Raw genomic sequence first — 16466 nt, forward strand, 5'->3', positions numbered from 1 at the left:
GGCTCACCCGACGATCGAGCGGGCGAAGCCCAGCTCCAGGAGGTCCTGCGGGCGTAGCCGCAACTGGTCGGCGGTGGTGCCGGTCTCGGCCGGCGGCCGCTTGAGGATCGCGGCGGCCAGTTCGGGCGCGATGACCGAGAAGTAACTGTCCGCCGTGACATGGGTGTTGTCTGGAGCCGCGAGAGCCAGCGCCCCGCCCGAGCCGCCCTCGCCGATCACCAGAGTGGTCACCGGCACCCGGGCCGCCGCGATCGCCGCGAAGGTGTCCGCGATGGCCGCGCCCGCGCCGGCCCGCTCCGCCTCGGCGTCGTTGGCCGCGCCCGGGGTGTCGACGAGGGTGAGGACGGGGATGCCGAGCCGGTCCGCCAGTCGGATGGTCCGGGCCGCCGCGCGGTATCCGGCCGGACGGGTCGGCGTCCCGCACTGGGCGACGTACGCCACCGGCCGGCCGTCCGCGCGCAGCCCGAAGCCGCACAGCAGCCCCGGGTCCGTGGAGCCGCTCCGGTCCCCGTGGAGGGGGAGCCGTACGGCGAAGTAGTCGGCCAGATACGCCTCCGCGCGCGGCCGACGCGGATCGCGGGCCCGCGCCACCGCCTCCCGGCCGGTCTCCGGGAGCCGGGCGGGGGCCGACGGTGCGGAGGACAGGGCGCGGGGCACGGGAGCGGCGGGGACCGCGTGGTGCGCGCCGGCCACCGTGTGCGGGCCGGTGTCGGGCGGGGGTTGTGCGCCGGCCACCGTGTGCGGGCCGGTGTCGGACGGTGGCTGTGCGTCGGTCGCCGCGTGCGGGCCCAGCGCGCGCAGCCAGTGCGTCACCGTAGTTGCCAGCTCCTCGCGCGGTACGACCGCGTCCACCTGGCCCGCCGCCAACTGCCCCTCGGCGCTGTACGCGTACGGATCCGCGTCCGGCGGCCGCACCCGGGAACCGGCGAAGCCGACCTGCGCGCCCGGCAGCGCCAGCACCACATCCGCGCCCGCCCCCACCGTGGCCCAGCCGCCGCCGGTCGTCGGGTCGCGGACCACCGCGATCTGCGGGAGCCCGGCCGCCCGCAGCCGGGTGGAGGCGGCGGCCACCCGCTGGAGCTGGGTGAGCGCGACCATGCCCTCCTGCATGCGGCTGCCGCCGGTGGCGACGAGCGCGAGCAGGGGCAGCCGGCGGGTCAGGGCCAGCTCGTACGCGGCCGCCAGCCGGTCTCCGGTCGACCGGCCCAACGAGCCGCCCAGGAAGCCGAATTCGAAGGAGAGCAGGACGCATGCCCGGTCCCCGACGACCCCGCTGCCGTACACCACGGACTCCTCCTCGCCGGTCCGGGCCGCGGCCCGCTCCCGCGCCGCGTCGTACCCCGCCCAGCCGAGCGGACCGTCCGGCGGCAGGGGGCGCGGCGGCGGGCGGTGCTCGGTGAAGCCCGCGGTACCGACGAGCAGCGCGATCGCCTCGCGAGCCGTCGCGCGGGCACGGTTCTCGTCAGGCATGGAGCGACCTCTTCATGATCTTGCCCAGGTCGTTGCGGGGCAGGGCGTCCAGATAGCGCACGGTGCGCGGGCGCTTGTGCGGGGCCAGCTGAGCCGCCACATGGTCCGCCAACTCCTCGGCCGGGGGCGGAGAGTCGGGGTCGGCCGCGACCACCCAGGCCACGACCCGTTCGCCGAGGTCGGGGTCCTCCTCGCCGGTCACGGCCGCTTCCCGGACCCCGGGGTGGCCGAGGAGCACGTTCTCGATCTCGCCCGCGCCGATCTTGTATCCGCCGCTCTTGATCAGGTCGGTGGCCTTGCGCCCGACGATCGTGACGTATCCGTCCGCGTCCACCGTGCCGACGTCCCCCGTACGGAACCAGCCGTCCGCCGTGTGCGCGGCGGCGGTGGCGTCGGGCCGGTTGAGGTAACCGGTGAACAGATTCGGCCCCCGCACCTGGATCTCGCCGACCTCGCCGATCGCCCCGGCCGGGTCGAGCACCGTGCCGTCCTCCTCCGCCAGGCGCAGCTCCACCCCGGCGAGCGGCGGGCCCACCGTGCCGGGGCGCGGGGCGCCGTCCGCCCGGATCCCCGTGTTCATCAGGGTCTCCGTCATCCCGTACCGCTCGATCACCCGCCGCCCGGTCGCCGCCGCGATGCGCTCGTGGTCGTGCACGGGCAGCGCCGCCGACCCGGAGACCAGCAGCCGGGCCCCTGCCAACGCCCCGGCCAGCACGTCCCGTTCGGCGGAGCCCGCGGAACCCGCGGGTGCGTCCAGCACCTCCGCCAACCGGTGGTACATCGTCGGCACGCCGAACAGCATGGTGCCCCCGGAGCCCAGCTCGCGGGCCACACCGTCGGGCGAGAACTTCCCCAGGTGGCGCAGGGAGCCGCCCCGGCGCAGCGGGCCGAGGACGCCCAGGATCAGCCCGTGGACGTGGAACAGCGGCAGCGCGTGGACCAGGACGTCGTCGCCGGTCCACCCCCAGGCATCCTCCAGGGCGTCCAGCGAGGCGGCGATGGCCCGGCGGGGCAGGACGGCTCCCTTGGGCGGGCCGGTGGTGCCGGAGGTGTAGACGATCAGGGCGGGTGACTCGGGGCCCGGCTCGACACCCCCATGCTCCACGTGTCCCGTCGGATTCTCGGTCTCCACCCGCGCGTCCACCGTCACCCGCCGCAGCTTCTCCAGCGCGGCCGGCAGTACGTCGTCCGGCCCCGCCAGCACGACCGTGGGCTCACTGTCGGCCAGGATGTGCGCCAACTCGCTCGCGCCCGTGCGGGGGTTGAGCGGCACGGCCGGGACTCCGGCCCGCAACGCCGCCACCACCGCGATCACCGTCTCCGGTGTCGGGGTGGCCCAGACGGCGACCCGGCCGGCGTCCGCGATGCGGGCGGCCAGCGCGGCGGAGGCCCCGGCCAGCCGGCCGTAGGTCAGGGAGAGGTCACCGAAGCGGACGGCCTCCTGGGAGGCTGCCGGGCCGGTGGGGGACTGGAGCGCGGGAAGAAGGAGGGTCACGCCGGAAAGCCTAGGGCTTCGGGGTGGGCCGGGCCCGGTTCGGGCCCTTCCAACTCGCTGCACGGAGCACCCAATCGCAATTTTGACACGACCTTGACAAATTAAATGTGCGTTGCCAGCATGCAAAAAGCCTTCCTGGCGGGAGCAGTGGAGCGCTCTCCAGGAGAAAAAAGCTGCCTGCGCCCGTGCACCGGCGCAGTCCTCGCACGTCTGCACCCCGCACGCCGCACGCCCGTCCACAGGGACCCCGCACGCCGTACGCCCCCGCCCGCCGGGGGCCCGTACGTCGCAAAGCGCGACAGCGCCTTGCCTGACAGACCCCACGTACCGTCAGGAAGGAACGACCATGTCACCCGCACCCCCACGGTGGTCCAGATACGCCACCGCCCTCGCCGCTCTCCTCGCGGCCACGCTCGCCGTCCCCGCCGCAGGACCGGCCCTGGCCGCCGATCCCGAGGCCCGCGCCCCGCGCATCGCGGCCGACATACCCGCCGCCGACTACCAGCAGGTCCAACTCGCCCTCGGCGCCGCCGAACTGGGCGAGGCCATGTCGCTCGCCGTGCTGCCGGACCGGTCCGTGCTGCACACCGCCCGCGACGGCACGGTCCGGCTGACCGACGCCGCGGGGTCCACGAAAACAGCGGGAAAGCTCGACGTCTACACCCATGACGAGGAGGGTCTCCAGGGCATCGCCGTCGACCCGGACTTCTCGGCGAACCGCTATGTCTACCTCTACTACTCGCCGCTCCTGAACACCCCGCCCGGCGACGCCCCCACCACCGGGTCCGCGGCCGACTTCGAGGCGTGGAAGGGGCACCTCAACCTCTCCCGCTTCGTCCTCAAGGCCGACGGCACCCTCGACACCGCCAGTGAGAAGGTCGTCCTCGAAGTCGAGAGCGACCGTGGCCAGTGCTGCCACGTCGGCGGGGACATCGACTTCGACGCCGAGGGGAACCTCTACCTCACCACCGGCGACGACACCAACCCCTTCGAGTCGGCCGGCTACGCCCCCATCGACGAACGCACCGACCGCAACCCGCAGTTCGACGCCCAGCGGTCCTCCGGCAACACCAACGACCTGCGCGGCAAGCTGCTGCGGATCACCCCCACGGCGGACGGCGGCTACACCGTCCCGGCGGGCAACCTCTTCGCCCCCGGCACCGCGAACACCCGCCCCGAGATCTACGCGATGGGCTTCCGCAATCCCTTCCGGATGTCCGTCGACCAGAAGTCCGGAGCCGTCTACATCGGCGACTACGGCCCCGACGCCGGAACCACCGACCCGAACCGGGGCCCCAGCGGCCAGGTCGAGTTCAACCGCGTCACCGAGCCCGGCAACTTCGGCTGGCCGTACTGCACGGGCACCAACACGCCCACGGAGACGTACGGCGAATACACCTTCCCCAGCGGCCCCGCCGGAGCGAAGTACGACTGCGCCGCCGGCCCGGCCAACAACTCCTTCCGCAACACCGGCCAGGACACCCTGCCTCCCGCCCAGCCCGCCTGGATCCGGTACGCCGGTGACGCGGGCTCCCCGCCGGAGTTCGGCGGCGGCTCCGAGTCCCCGATGGCCGGACCCGTATACAACTTCGACGCCGATCTCGACTCGGCCGTGAAGTTCCCCGCCTCCCTCGACGGCCGCTTCTTCGCCACCGAGTACGGCCGCCAGTGGATCAAGCCGGTCGAGGTGAAGGCCGACGGATCACCCGGGACCATCGACACCTTCCCGTGGACCGGCACCCAGGTGATGGACTCCGCGTTCGGACCCGACGGCGCGCTGTACGTCCTCGACTACGGCACCGGCGCGAACAACCAGGCGCTCTACCGCGTCGAGTACCTCGCGGGCAGCAACCGCTCCCCGGTCGCCAAGGCCGCCGCCGACAAGACCTCCGGGCCCACCCCGCTCGCGGTCTCCTTCTCCTCGGCCGGCAGCGCCGACCCCGAGGGCGGAAACCTCACCCACGCCTGGGACTTCGGCGACGGGACCACCTCCACCGACGCGAACCCGAGCCACACCTACACCACCGCCGGGACCTTCAACCCGACCCTGACCGTCACCGACCCCGAAGGGCTCACCGGCACCGCGAGCCTCGTCGTCACGGCGGGCAACAGCGCCCCCACCGTCACCCTCGACACCCCGGCGGACGGCTCGCTGTTCTCCTTCGGCGACTCCGTCCCCTTCACCGTGACCGTCAGCGACCCCGAGGACGGCACGATCGACTGCTCCAAGGTCAAGGTCACCTACCTCCTCGGCCATGACAGCCACCGCCACCAGATCACCTCGAAGAACGGCTGCTCCGGCACCATCGACGTCCCCGTCGACGGGGAGCACGACAGCGCCGCCAACATCTACGGGGTCTTCGACGCCGAGTACACCGACGCGGGCGGGCTCACCACGCACAGCGACTCCATCCTCCAGCCCCGCCACCGCCAGGGCGAGCACTTCGCCGCCCAGAACGGCATCGAGGTCGCCCCGCACGGCGCGGCCGAGGGCGGCGCGAGCGTCGGCTACACGGACGACGGCGACTGGGTCTCCTTCGAGCCGTACGTCCTGTCCAACGCCACCTCCATCACCGCACGGGTTGCCTCGGGCGGCGCCGGGGGCACCCTGGAGGTGAGGGCGGGATCGGCGACCGGCACGCTCCTGTCGTCCCTCGCCGTCGCCCCGACCGGAGGCTGGGAGAACTACGTGGACGTCACGGCGGACGTGAACAACGCCCCGGCCGGATCCACCGAGCTGTTCCTCGTCTTCACGGGCCCGACGGGCCAGGGCAGCCTCTTCGACCTGGACGCCTTCACGTTCAGCACGTCGAGCACGTCGAGCACGTCGAGCACGTCGAGCACGGCGACAGGAGCGACGGGGGTGAGCGACCGATGAGACGATCCCGCATCCGCCGCCTCGCCTGCGCCGTGGCCCTCGCCCTCGGGGCGGCCTTCCTGAGCCCCGGCGTGCAGAGCGCGGCGGCCGCCGCCGATCCGTACCAGGTCCTGGTCTTCTCCAAGACCGCCGGATTCCGCCACGACTCCATCCCGGCGGGCATCGCCGCGCTCCAAGAGCTGGGCGCGGACAACGAGTTCACCGTCACCGCCACCGAGGACGCGACCGCCTTCACCCCGCAGAACCTCGCAACGTACGAGGCCGTCGTCTTCCTCTCCACCACCGGCGACGTCCTCGACGACACCCAGCAGAGCGCGCTCAAGGGATACGTGGACGGCGGCGGCGGATTCGTCGGCGTCCACGCGGCCGCCGACACCGAATACGACTGGCCGGAGTACGAGGACCTCGTCGGAGCCTGGTTCCAGAGCCACCCGGCGATCCAGGAGGCCCGCCTCACCACCGAGGACCACGTCCACCCGGCGACCGCGCACCTGGACGACACCTGGACGCGGACCGACGAGTGGTACAACTACCGCTCCAACCCCCGCGACAGCGTCCACGTACTCCAGTCCCTGGACGAATCCAGCTACAGCGGCGGCGAGATGGGCGGCGACCACCCCATCACCTGGTGCCACCAGCAGCAGGAGGGCCGCTCCTTCTACACCGGACTCGGCCACACCATCGAGTCCTTCGCCGACCCGGACTTCCGCCAACTGCTCCTCGGCGGCGTCCAGTACGCGGCCGGAGCCGTCGAGGCCGACTGCTCCGCCGACGACCCGGGCCCGGACCCGGGCGGCGACAGCGCGGAGGCGGAGGCGTACACCTCCGGCTCCGGTGTCGAGGCGGCCCCGCACGCGGCCGCCAGCGGGGGAGCCACCCTCGGCTACATCGACGACGGCGACTGGGCGGGCTACGCCTCCCTCGACACCACCGGGGCCACCGCCTTCACCGCCACCGTCTCCTCGGCCGGCGCGGGTGGCACCATCGAGGTCCGCTCCGGCTCCGCCACCGGGCCGCTCCTCGGCTCGGCGGACGTCGCCCCGACCGGCGGCTGGGAGACGTTCACCGACGTCACCACCTCCCTGGCCGCCGCCGGGACGGGCCCGCTGTTCCTGCGGTTCACCGGGGGAGCGGGCGCCCTCTTCGACGTGGACCGCTTCACCCTGACCCGCACCCCGGCCACCGAGGCCGAGGGCTCGTCCAACGTGCACCTCTTCTACTACCCCTGGTACGGCACCCCCGAGGAATCGGGGAGCTGGCGGCACTGGCAGCAGGGCGGTCACACCCCGCCCGACTCCATCGGCGCCGACCTCTACCCCAAGCTCGGCCCGTACGACTCCGGTGACATCGCCGGAGCCGTCGACCAGCACATGGAGTGGGTCGAGCGCTCCGGCGCGGGCGTCATCGTCTACAGCTGGTGGGGCCAAGGCGGTTACGAGGACGGCCTGGCCGGTGACGTCCTGGACGCCGCTGCCCGCCACGGCATCGAGGTCGCCTGGCACATCGAGCCGTACGGGGACCGCACCGCCGCCTCCGTCGTCGACGACATCGCCTATCTGGAAGGGAAGTTCGGCGACCACCCCGCGTTCTACCGGGACGCGGCCAACGGCGACCGCAACGCCTACTACATCTTCGAGAGCCTGAAGATCCAGGACTGGTCGGCGCTGGACGCCGTCAAGGACACCGCCATCGTGCTCGCCCAGACCACCGACACCACCAAGGTCGACCACTTCGGCGGGATCTACACCTACGACGGCATCGCCGGGGCCACCGCCCCGGGCTGGAAGCAGGCGGGGGAGTACGCCAAGGCCAACGGCCTGGTCTGGGCCCCCTCGGTCGCCCCCGGCTACGTCGACGACCGAGCCGTCCCCGGCAACACCACCCCCACCCTGGGCCGCGAGGACGGCGCCTCCTACGACCTGGAGTGGACCAACGCCCTCGACCCGGCCATCGGCGGCGACCCCACCTGGGTCTCCGTCACCTCGTTCAACGAGTGGCACGAGGGCAGCTCCATCGAACCGGCCTCCTCCAGCCCGCCCCCGGGCCACGGTTACGAGACCTTCGACGGCGCCTACGGAAAGACCGGGGAGGCCGCCGAGACGGCCTACCTCGACCGGACCGCGTACTGGGCGGACCGGTTCGAGCAGCAGCTGAGGCAGCGCCGGTAGCCCCACGGGGACACGCGCCGAGACACGCACCGGGGCACGCACACCGGCGCACGCACACGAACGGCCGCGTTCCGGCGGGAACGCGGCCGTTCTCCCGTCCCCGGGGCCTACCCGTCGCGCTGGATGTTCCGCATCCGCCCGTACGCGTACACGCACCCCGCCAGCGCCAGATCGGACAGCAGCATGAAGCCGATCGCGTAACTGTCCTTGGCGCTGTAGATCGCGCCCATCACCAGCGGCGGCACGAAGCCGCCCAGTCCGCCCATCGCGCCGACGATGCCCGTCACACTGCCCACCTTCGGCTGCGGCGTCACCTGCGAGACCAGGGCGAACACACTGCCGCTCGCGGTGCCGAGCCCGGCCGCCATCGCCAGCAGCGCGATCGTGCCGACCGGGTTCAGCGGCGGCTCGAAGGCCTGCACGATCGCCATCAGCGCGGCCAGCAGCAGCGCCACCGACGTCACCAGCGCCGGATGGATCCGGTCCGACAGCCAGCCGCCGATCGGCCGGAAGACGACCGTGACCAGGGCGAACCCGGCCGCCTTGGTGCCCGCCTCGGTCGGCGACATCTCGTACCAGGTCTTCAGATACGTCGGCAGATAGACCCCGAACGCCACGATGCCGCCGAAGCCGATCGCGTACAGCGCGGACAGCTCCCAGGTCACCCGCAGCTTCCCGGCCTCGCCGAGCCGGTGCACCAGGGTGTCCGTGGGGATCTTCCGGCCGGGGTGGTCACTGACCAGCACGGCGGCCAGCAGCGCGAACACCACCAGCGCCCCCGCGACCACGAGGAAGGGCAGATTGTCGCCGTGCTTCGCGATGCGCGGCGTGAAGAAGCCCGACAGCGCCACCCCGCCCATGCCCATCCCGAACACGCCCAGCGCGAAGCCCCGCTTGGCGGGCGGGAACCACGAGTTGACCAGCGGAACACCGATCGCGAACGTCGTCCCGCCGAGCCCGAGGAGGAAGCCGACCGCGAGCATCGCCCCGTAGGAGTTCTTCGCCGGGATCAGCAGCAGCACCGGAACGACCGTCAGCGCGGACACCAGCGGGAACATCAGCTTCGCGCCGTACTTGTCGGTCAGCGCCCCCACCGGGATCCGGCCGAGCGACCCGACGAGCACCGGCACGGCCACCAGGAACGACTGCTGGAACGAGCTGAGCCCGAGCCGGTCCTTGTAGTCCCCGGACATCGGCGCGATCAGGTTCCACGCCCAGAAGGTCAGCGCGAAGCCGACCGTCGCCATGACGAGATTGCGGTACGCGGCCGGGGACGGCGCGGCTGCCGCCGGGGCGGGCGGCTCGGGGGGCTGCTTGACGGAGGTGTCCACAGCAGCAAGTCAAGAGCGCGGGGCACCGCACGGCCCGCCGGACTGCTCCGACCGGGGGACGGCGGTCGCCCCTCGGGTCCGCTCGGCTTCCCTCAGCCGATATCGCCGCAAGCTGGGACAATCGCGGTATGGATCGGCTGGACAGGGAAATCCTCGGCATTCTCCAGGAGGACGCCCGGATCTCGTACCGGGATCTGGGCGTACGCGTGGGGCTCAGCGCCAACGCGGCGGGCGACCGGGTCCGCCGGATGCGCCGTGACGGGGTCATCCGCGGCTTCACCGTCATCGTCGACCCGGCGGCCGACACCCGTTCGGGCCTGGTCGTCTTCATCGATGTGACGCTGCGCCTCGACACGACGAACGAGGAGTTCGAGCGCTCGGTGCTGATGCTGCCCGGGATCACGGAGGTGGTGCACGTGACGGGCGGCCACGACTACCTCGTACGGGCCACCGCCGCCGACCCGGGAGCACTGGACACCCTGCTGCGCCGGCTGAAGCGGGAGGCGGGCATCGCCCACTCCAACACCCGGATCGCGCTGCGGGCGGCCCCGAAGCACTGAGGCCGGGGCCCGCCCGTTCTCAGACCGGGGCCTGCCAGGTCACCGTCGTCGGCCGGCCGTCCTCGCCGCGCCCGTCGTCCGAGACCACCAGCCGCACCCCGGTCCGCCCGTCCGGCAGCCGGACCGTGGCGTCCACCTCCACCTCGATGGCCGAGACCCCGGGCCTGCGGTGCGCGGCGGCCAGCGCCCCGCGCAGGGCGGCCAGCAGCTCCCGGCCCGTCTCCTCGCCCACCAGCGCGTCCACCGCCCCGGTGAACCGCACCGACGGCGGGAAGCCCAGCAGGGCCGCCGCGCCCCCGGTCTCGCGCAGCACCCGGCCCCGGAAGGTGCTCGGGGCCTCGGCGGGCGGCTGCTGGAGGGCGAAGATCGCGGTGCGGACCTCCTGGATGGTGGAGTCCAGCTCGTCCACGGCCCGGCCCAGCAGCACACCGGCCTCCGCCTCCCCGCCGTCGCCGGCGCCCTGGGGCTCCTCCGGCTCCTCAGACTCCGACGTGGCCCGCCGCCGGGTCGACTCCAGCATCATCTCCGTGGCGAAGAGCCGCTGGACCACCAGATCGTGCAGGTCACGGGCGATCCGGTCGCGGTCCTCGTACACCGCGAGCTGCTCCCGGTCGGCCTGCGCGTCCGCCAGCACCAGGGCCAGCGCCGCCTGCGAGGCGAACTGGGTCGCCAGCAGCCGGTCCACGTCCGTGTAGGGGCGCTCGCCGCGCCGCCGGGGCAGAGCGAGGGTGCCGATGAGCCGCCCGCCGCTCTGCAGCGGCAGCATCATGCTCGGCCCGAACCGGGAGCGTACGCCGGTGGTCATCCGGGGGTCGGTGGCCGAGTCGTCGATGAAGACCGGTTCGCCGCCGAGCAACTGCACCAGCACGGGGGAGCCGGGCTCGATCACCGTGCCGACGATGCCCGCCGGATCGTCCGGCGTGGAGGCGGTGACGATCTCCATCCCGCCCTCCTCCGTCGGCTGGAGGATCACCCCGGCCGACGCGCCCGCCAGCGCCCGGGCCCGCTCGGCCACCGTCATCAGCGCGTCGGCCGCGTCGGTACCGGTCAGCAGGGCCGTGGTGACGGCCGCCGCCCCCTCGATCCAGCGCTCGCGCTGCCGGGCGCTCTCGTACAGCCGGGCGTTGCCGATCGCGATGCCCGCCTGGGCCGCGAGGACCCGCAGCAGGGCCAGGTCGGTGTCGGTGAACGGCCCGGACGGTTTCCCGCCGAGGTAGAGGTGGCCGAACACCTCGGTGTGCACCCGGATCGGGGCGCGCAGGAAGCTCCGCACCGGCGGGCAGCCCCGTGTCCGGCCCGGTGCGCGGCCCGGCGTGCGGCCTTGCCGGGGCTCCTCGATCAGGGCGGCCGGTTCCCCGGAGGGGCCGTCCGGGAAGAGGTCGAGGTGGCGCCGCTCCGCCTCCGTCATCCCGGCGGTGTACAGCGCGTCGATCCGGTCCCGGTCCGGGTCCAGCACCCCGAGCGCACCGTGGCGGGCCCCGGTGAGGGCGGCGGCGGTGTCCACGATCTGCTGGAGGGTGGAGCCCAGCTCCAGGTCGCTGCCGACGTTGAGGACCGCCTCCAGCAGCATCGGCAGCCGCCCGGCCGCGGCCGGACCGGGCTCCAGGGGCCCCTTCACCCGCGCCGTCCGCATCGGCCGTGCCACCGCCGGGTCCGTACCGACGGGCTCACCCCGCCAGCGGGTTGAGGACCATCGGCTGCACCTTGCCGTCCAGCATCGCGCCCAGGCCGAGCACCGAGCAGACGTCGGGGCGCTCCGCGATGTGCACCGGCATCCCCGTCGCGTCGCGCAGCATCTGGTCGAGGCCCGGGAGCAGCGCGCTGCCGCCCACCATCATGATCCCGCGGTCCGCGAGGTCGGCCACCAGATCGGGCGGGCAGTCGCGGAGCACCCGGCCCACGCCGTCGAGCACCGCGGTGAGCGGGGTGTGGATGGCCTGCCGTACGGCGGCGGTGTCGACCTGCACCGAGCGGGCGAGCCCGGTCGCCACGTCGCGGCCGTGGATCTCGGTGAGGGCGGGGCCGGTGAGCTGGAGGCCGTTGCCGTGCAGCGCCAGCTGGAGCGGGCGCACGGACTGGCTCGGCAGCAGCAGCTCGTGGTGCTGGCGCAGATGCTGGATGATCGCCTCGTCGATCGCGTTGCCGCCCACCGGGATCCGGACGGCGGTCACGATCGAGCCGAGCGAGAGCACCGCGATCTGGGTGGTGGCGGCCCCGCACACCATGATCATGGTGGCGGTCGGCTGCTCGACCGGCAGCCCGCAGCCCACGGCCGCCGCGATCAGGGTGTCCACCAGCTCGACCCGGCGGGCGCCGAGCCCGACCAGGGTCTCCACCGTCGCGCGCTGGGCCAGCGGATCGGCGTCGTGCGGGGTGCAGGCGGCGGCGCGCAGCCGGGGCTTGCGGCGCAACTGGCGGCGGAGCTTGTCGCCCAGCAGATGACGCAGCATCCGCTGGGCCATCTCGATGTCGACGACGGTGCCGCCGGAGACGGGGCGGGCCACCCGGATGTAGTCGGGGGTGCGGCCGGTCATCTGCTCGGCGAGCGCGCCGACGGCGATGAGGGAGCCGGTACGGGTGTTGACGGCGGCGACGCTCGGTTCGTCGACGACGAGCCCGAGCCCCTTGACGTACACCCGGGTCCTCGCGGCCCCGAGATCGACGGCGACATGGCAACGCTGCAACTGCTCAAGGCTGACGGTCACGGCGATTCTCCCGAGCGCGCGGACGGTGGGCACCGGCGGCAGCCGGTCTCTCCTTGCATGGTCGCGCCGTCCGGCCCGTCGCGCGCGTTGAGCTGCGCCGTAAGGGGAGCGGGAGCTGACGGCTCCTCAGCTCACCCGGTCGGCAGCAGCCGCTGGAACAGACCCCAGGTGAACTCGGCGACGCGTTCCTGCCCGCCGGCCGGGTCGGTGACGGCCAGCGCCCACCGGGTCGGGGCGCTGCCCTCCATCGGCCGGGCCGGGGGAAAGGCACGGGCGGCCTCGTCCACGGTGCACGACCAGGGGAGCAGATCCGTTACGGAGGTGAGCTCCGGGCCCGCCGCGCCGGGGGCCCGGACCAGCCACTCGTTCCACACGGCCCCGCCGGGACCGGCCATCACCTCGAACCGCAGGTCCGGCCAGAGCGGCACCGGCCACAGCAGCGCCTCGCACTCCAGGTCCCCGACCCGGCGCGGCAGGGTCAGCTCCGGTTCGCCGAGGACCGAGCGGTAGCGCCGCAGCGATCCGCGTCCCCGGGGCGCCCGCACCATGGCCTGCCAGCGGCGGTTGGCCTCCCGCATATCGGCGAGGGAGGCGCTCAGTTCGTGCCGGGCCTCCTCGACCAGGTCGGGCTGGTGGTCGGCCATCCGGCGCAGCAGGACGAGCTGGAACTGGAGGGGGCCGAAGGGGGCGGGAGCGGTCATGTGGCCCATCCTCCCGCGTGCCCGACGTATCGGACCGGGCGTACCTGGAATTCGAGCTTCCTCACAGGATCCTCACCTGTGCGGCTTCCCCGGTTGTTCTGTGCACGCCTAACCTGCGGGCGCCATGGATTACTGCCACCCGTGCCGACGGCATCTCAACGGAGCCCTGGCCTGCGCCGGGTGCGGAACTCCCGCCGAGGCACTGGGCCCCTACGCCGTGCCCGCACCCGCGTCCGCCGGGCCCGCTCCGGACGGGCCGGACGGGCTTGCCGGGACGGCCGCCCCGGCCGACGCGCCCGAAGCCCGACGCGGCACGCGACGGGATGCGCGGCGGGATGCCCGGCGGGATGCCCGCCGGGGCGCCCGGGCCGGAGGGCGGCCCGAAACCCGCCCCGGTTCGCGGCGGCGAGCGGGACGGTCCGCCCGCGGCAGCCATCGTCGGCGCGGCCGCACCGTCCTGCTCGCCGCCCTCGGGCTGCTCCTCGCGGCCGGTGCGCTGAGCCTCGCGGAACTGGCCCTGGAGCCCGGGCGGGACGACACCGCCGCCGACTACGTACGCGAGACGCCGGGCGGCCCCACCGACGCCGCGCCGAAGCAGCCGTCCGCCGAAGCACCCCGCGACCCCGGCCCGGTCGGCTCCCGGGCCGGCGCGACCACGGGCCCCGGCACGGACGCCTCACCGGCGGACGACCGCAGCGGGAGCCCCACGGATCCGACCGGGTCGCCGAGCCCCGGCCCCTCCGCCACGGACGAGCCCACCGCCTCCCCGGACCCCGACGACGCGGACCCGTCCGACGCCCCCGACACCCCGCCCGCCGACCCGCCGGGACCGGGCGACCCGGAGGAGCCGACGACCGCGCCCGCGCCCCCGCCGCCCCCGGCCGAGCCGACGCCCACCCCGACACCGTCCCCGACCTGCACGTGGTTCCTGTGGTGGTGCACTTAGGCGCGACGCCTACGGGGTCTCCTCGCCCAGCATCCGGCGCAGCAGATCCCGCAGCACCGTGCGCTCGGCGTCGGAGAGCCCGGCCAGCGGCTCCCGGGCGAAGTCCAGCGCGTCCCGCAGCTCGCGGGCCGTGCGCCGGCCCTTCTCCGTCGCGGCGGCCAGCTTCACCCGCCGGTCCGCCGGATCGGGCCTGCGCTCGACCAGCTCCCGGGTCTCCAGCCGGTCGATGATCCCGGTCACGTTCGACGGCTCGCACTTCAGCCTGAGGGCGATTTTCCGCATCGGCAGGGGCTCCAGCGAGAGCAGCCCGAGCACCCGTGCCTGTGCGCCCGTGAGGGAGTGCTCGGCGGCGGCCCGGTCGTACTCCTCGTGGTAGCGCGCCACGACGGTGCCGATGAGCTCGACGACCTCGAGGGTCAGGGTGTCTGTGCGAGTGGCCATGGACGACAGCGTACCGATTTACTTGACATCATGAAATATTCAGGAGCATGGTTGTTTCATGTCATGAAGCTTTTCGTGCCGTAGCCAGTACGGCGCGGAAGCTCCCCCCCCGTAGGACATTGAGGAGAACCCGAGCCCATGTCTGCAGCACTTCCCACGTCCAGCCGTGAATGGCACCTGGTCGCCCGCCCGCACGGCTGGCCCAAGGCCGAGGACTTCGCGCTGCGTGAGGCCGCGGTCGCCGCTCCGGCCGAAGGCCGCATCCTCGTCCGCAACAAGCACTTCTCGGTCGACCCGTACATGCGCGGCCGGATGAACGACGTGAAGTCCTACACCCCGCCCTTCAAGCTCGACCACCCCATGGACGGCGGCGCGGTCGGCGAGGTCATCGCCTCGAACGCCGAGGGCTTCGCCGTCGGCGACCACGTCCTGCACGGCCTCGGCTGGCGCGAGATCGCCGACCTGCCCGCCAAGCACGCGGTCAAGGTCGACCCCGACATCGCCCCGCTCTCCGCCTACCTCGGCGTGCTCGGCATGCCCGGACTCACCGCCTACGCGGGCCTGTTCGAGGTCGCCTCCTTCAAGGAGGGCGACGCGGTCTTCGTCTCCGGCGCGGCCGGCGCCGTCGGCAGCCAGGTCGGCCAGATGGCCAAGCTCAAGGGCGCCTCCCGGGTCATCGGCTCCGCCGGCTCCGACGAGAAGGTCAAGCTCCTCACCGAGGAGTACGGCTTCGACGCCGCGTTCAACTACAAGAACGGGCCCGTCCGCGACCAGCTCAAGGAAGCCGCCCCCGACGGCATCGACGTCTACTTCGACAACGTCGGCGGCGAGCACCTCGAAGCCGCGATCTCCTCGCTCAACGTGCACGGCCGCGCCACCATCTGCGGCATGATCGCCCAGTACAACGCCACCGAGCCGACCCCCGGCCCGAACAACATGGCGATGATCATCGGCAAGCGGCTGCGCCTCCAGGGCGTCCTCGTGAGCGACCACGCCGACCTCCAGCCGCGGTTCGTCCAGGAGGTCGCCGGCTGGCTGGCCTCGGGCGAGCTGAAGTACGGGGAGACGACGGTCGAGGGCATCGAGCAGGGCTACGACGCCTTCGTCGGCCTGCTGCGCGGCGAGAACACCGGCAAGATGATCGTTTCCCTGGTCTGACCCACCTCCTGCCCTCACCGGCCACGCGTTAGGCTCATCCACAGGCCGTCGCGATCGTGGGCGCGAGTCGCGGCGCACCAACCGGAGGAATCGTCACACCATGACCATCCAGAAGATCGATGTCGCCTACACCGCCGTCGCCACCGCCGAGAACGGCCGCGACGGCCGGGTCTCCTCCGACGACGGTCAGCTCGACGTCGTCGTGAACCCGCCGAAGGCCATGGGCGGCAGCGGCGCGGGCACCAACCCCGAGCAGCTCTTCGCGGCCGGCTACAGCGCCTGCTTCCAGGGTGCGCTGGGCGTCGTCGCCCGCCAGGAGAAGGCCGACATCTCCGGCTCGACGGTGACCGCCTCGGTCTCCATCGGCAAGACCGAGGCCGGCGGCTTCGGCCTGGAGGTCGCGATCAGCGCCTCCATCCCGAACGTCGACGCCGCCACCGCGCAGGCGCTCATCGAGAAGGCCCACCAGGTCTGCCCGTACTCGAACGCCACCCGCGGCAACATCAGCGTCGAGCTCTCGGTCGCCTGACCGGGCAGGCGCCTCTGCGCGAGGACCGTACCCCTTCCCGGGGTGCGGTCCTCTCCGCTTTCCGCACGCCAGTACGCTGACGCC

The 16466-nt window shown here is 73.2% G+C and carries 13 protein-coding genes; 6 read left to right on the plus strand and 7 right to left on the minus strand.

Features of this window, described 5'->3' with window-relative positions:
* Positions 1 to 3 precede the first annotated feature (3 nt).
* Both ACIQPT_RS20585 and ACIQPT_RS20590 read right to left on the minus strand, forming a co-directional pair.
* The gene (locus ACIQPT_RS20585) at positions 4 to 1470 is read right to left on the minus strand and encodes a carboxyl transferase domain-containing protein (RefSeq protein ID WP_401157316.1); all 1467 of its coding nucleotides are present in this window, start codon (positions 1468 to 1470) and stop codon (positions 4 to 6) included.
* Positions 1463 to 2965: an acyl-CoA synthetase gene (locus tag ACIQPT_RS20590; protein WP_401157317.1), complete on the minus strand. Its 1503-nt coding sequence runs from the start codon at positions 2963 to 2965 to the stop codon at positions 1463 to 1465. Before ACIQPT_RS20590 ends, ACIQPT_RS20585 begins: the two co-directional genes overlap by 8 nt.
* Positions 2966 to 3311: 346 nt before the next feature.
* Here ACIQPT_RS20590 and ACIQPT_RS20595 point away from each other — a divergent pair, with 346 nt between their 5' ends.
* Complete coding sequence (locus ACIQPT_RS20595; protein WP_401157318.1) at positions 3312 to 5843, plus strand: PQQ-dependent sugar dehydrogenase; 2532 nt, start codon at positions 3312 to 3314, stop codon at positions 5841 to 5843.
* Positions 5840 to 8011: a ThuA domain-containing protein gene (locus tag ACIQPT_RS20600; protein ID WP_401157319.1), complete on the plus strand. Its 2172-nt coding sequence runs from the start codon at positions 5840 to 5842 to the stop codon at positions 8009 to 8011. The genes ACIQPT_RS20595 and ACIQPT_RS20600 overlap by 4 nt, the downstream gene beginning before the upstream one ends.
* Before the next feature lie 107 nt (positions 8012 to 8118).
* Here the strand turns inward: ACIQPT_RS20600 and ACIQPT_RS20605 are convergent, their stop codons facing one another.
* Positions 8119 to 9342, minus strand: coding sequence for a nitrate/nitrite transporter (locus tag ACIQPT_RS20605; protein ID WP_401157320.1), 1224 nt, complete (start codon positions 9340 to 9342; stop codon positions 8119 to 8121).
* A gap of 128 nt (positions 9343 to 9470) precedes the next feature.
* On the opposite strand from ACIQPT_RS20605, the gene ACIQPT_RS20610 reads away from it, so the two are divergent.
* The gene (locus ACIQPT_RS20610; RefSeq protein ID WP_030078115.1) at positions 9471 to 9902 is read left to right on the plus strand and encodes an Lrp/AsnC family transcriptional regulator; all 432 of its coding nucleotides are present in this window, start codon (positions 9471 to 9473) and stop codon (positions 9900 to 9902) included.
* A 19-nt stretch (positions 9903 to 9921) separates the two neighbouring features.
* Here the strand turns inward: ACIQPT_RS20610 and ACIQPT_RS20615 are convergent, their stop codons facing one another.
* From ACIQPT_RS20615 to ACIQPT_RS20625, 3 genes are all read right to left on the minus strand, one after another.
* Positions 9922 to 11472 (minus strand): GAF domain-containing protein, encoded by a 1551-nt coding sequence (locus tag ACIQPT_RS20615; protein WP_401157351.1) that lies wholly within the window; start codon positions 11470 to 11472, stop codon positions 9922 to 9924.
* A 97-nt stretch (positions 11473 to 11569) separates the two neighbouring features.
* Positions 11570 to 12607, minus strand: coding sequence for a rod shape-determining protein (locus ACIQPT_RS20620; protein ID WP_401157321.1), 1038 nt, complete (start codon positions 12605 to 12607; stop codon positions 11570 to 11572).
* A gap of 131 nt (positions 12608 to 12738) precedes the next feature.
* Positions 12739 to 13308, minus strand: a complete 570-nt coding sequence (locus ACIQPT_RS20625; RefSeq protein ID WP_401157322.1) for a hypothetical protein — start codon at positions 13306 to 13308, stop codon at positions 12739 to 12741.
* A 124-nt stretch (positions 13309 to 13432) separates the two neighbouring features.
* On the opposite strand from ACIQPT_RS20625, the gene ACIQPT_RS20630 reads away from it, so the two are divergent.
* Positions 13433 to 14254, plus strand: coding sequence for a hypothetical protein (locus tag ACIQPT_RS20630; protein ID WP_401157323.1), 822 nt, complete (start codon positions 13433 to 13435; stop codon positions 14252 to 14254).
* A 9-nt stretch (positions 14255 to 14263) separates the two neighbouring features.
* Here ACIQPT_RS20630 and ACIQPT_RS20635 read toward each other — a convergent pair whose 3' ends face one another.
* Positions 14264 to 14695: a MarR family winged helix-turn-helix transcriptional regulator gene (locus tag ACIQPT_RS20635; RefSeq protein ID WP_137233270.1), complete on the minus strand. Its 432-nt coding sequence runs from the start codon at positions 14693 to 14695 to the stop codon at positions 14264 to 14266.
* Between the two features lie 138 nt (positions 14696 to 14833).
* Here ACIQPT_RS20635 and ACIQPT_RS20640 point away from each other — a divergent pair, with 138 nt between their 5' ends.
* Both ACIQPT_RS20640 and ACIQPT_RS20645 read left to right on the plus strand, forming a co-directional pair.
* On the plus strand, positions 14834 to 15853 hold the full coding sequence (locus ACIQPT_RS20640; protein ID WP_401157324.1) for an NADP-dependent oxidoreductase: 1020 nt from the start codon (positions 14834 to 14836) through the stop codon (positions 15851 to 15853).
* Positions 15854 to 15953: 100 nt separating this feature from the next.
* Positions 15954 to 16382 (plus strand): organic hydroperoxide resistance protein, encoded by a 429-nt coding sequence (locus ACIQPT_RS20645; RefSeq protein ID WP_073801584.1) that lies wholly within the window; start codon positions 15954 to 15956, stop codon positions 16380 to 16382.
* The last annotated feature ends 84 nt before the right edge of the window (positions 16383 to 16466 follow it).

It is taken from the genome of Streptomyces sp. NPDC091289, from assembly GCF_044757365.1.
GTDB lineage: Bacteria > Actinomycetota > Actinomycetes > Streptomycetales > Streptomycetaceae > Streptomyces.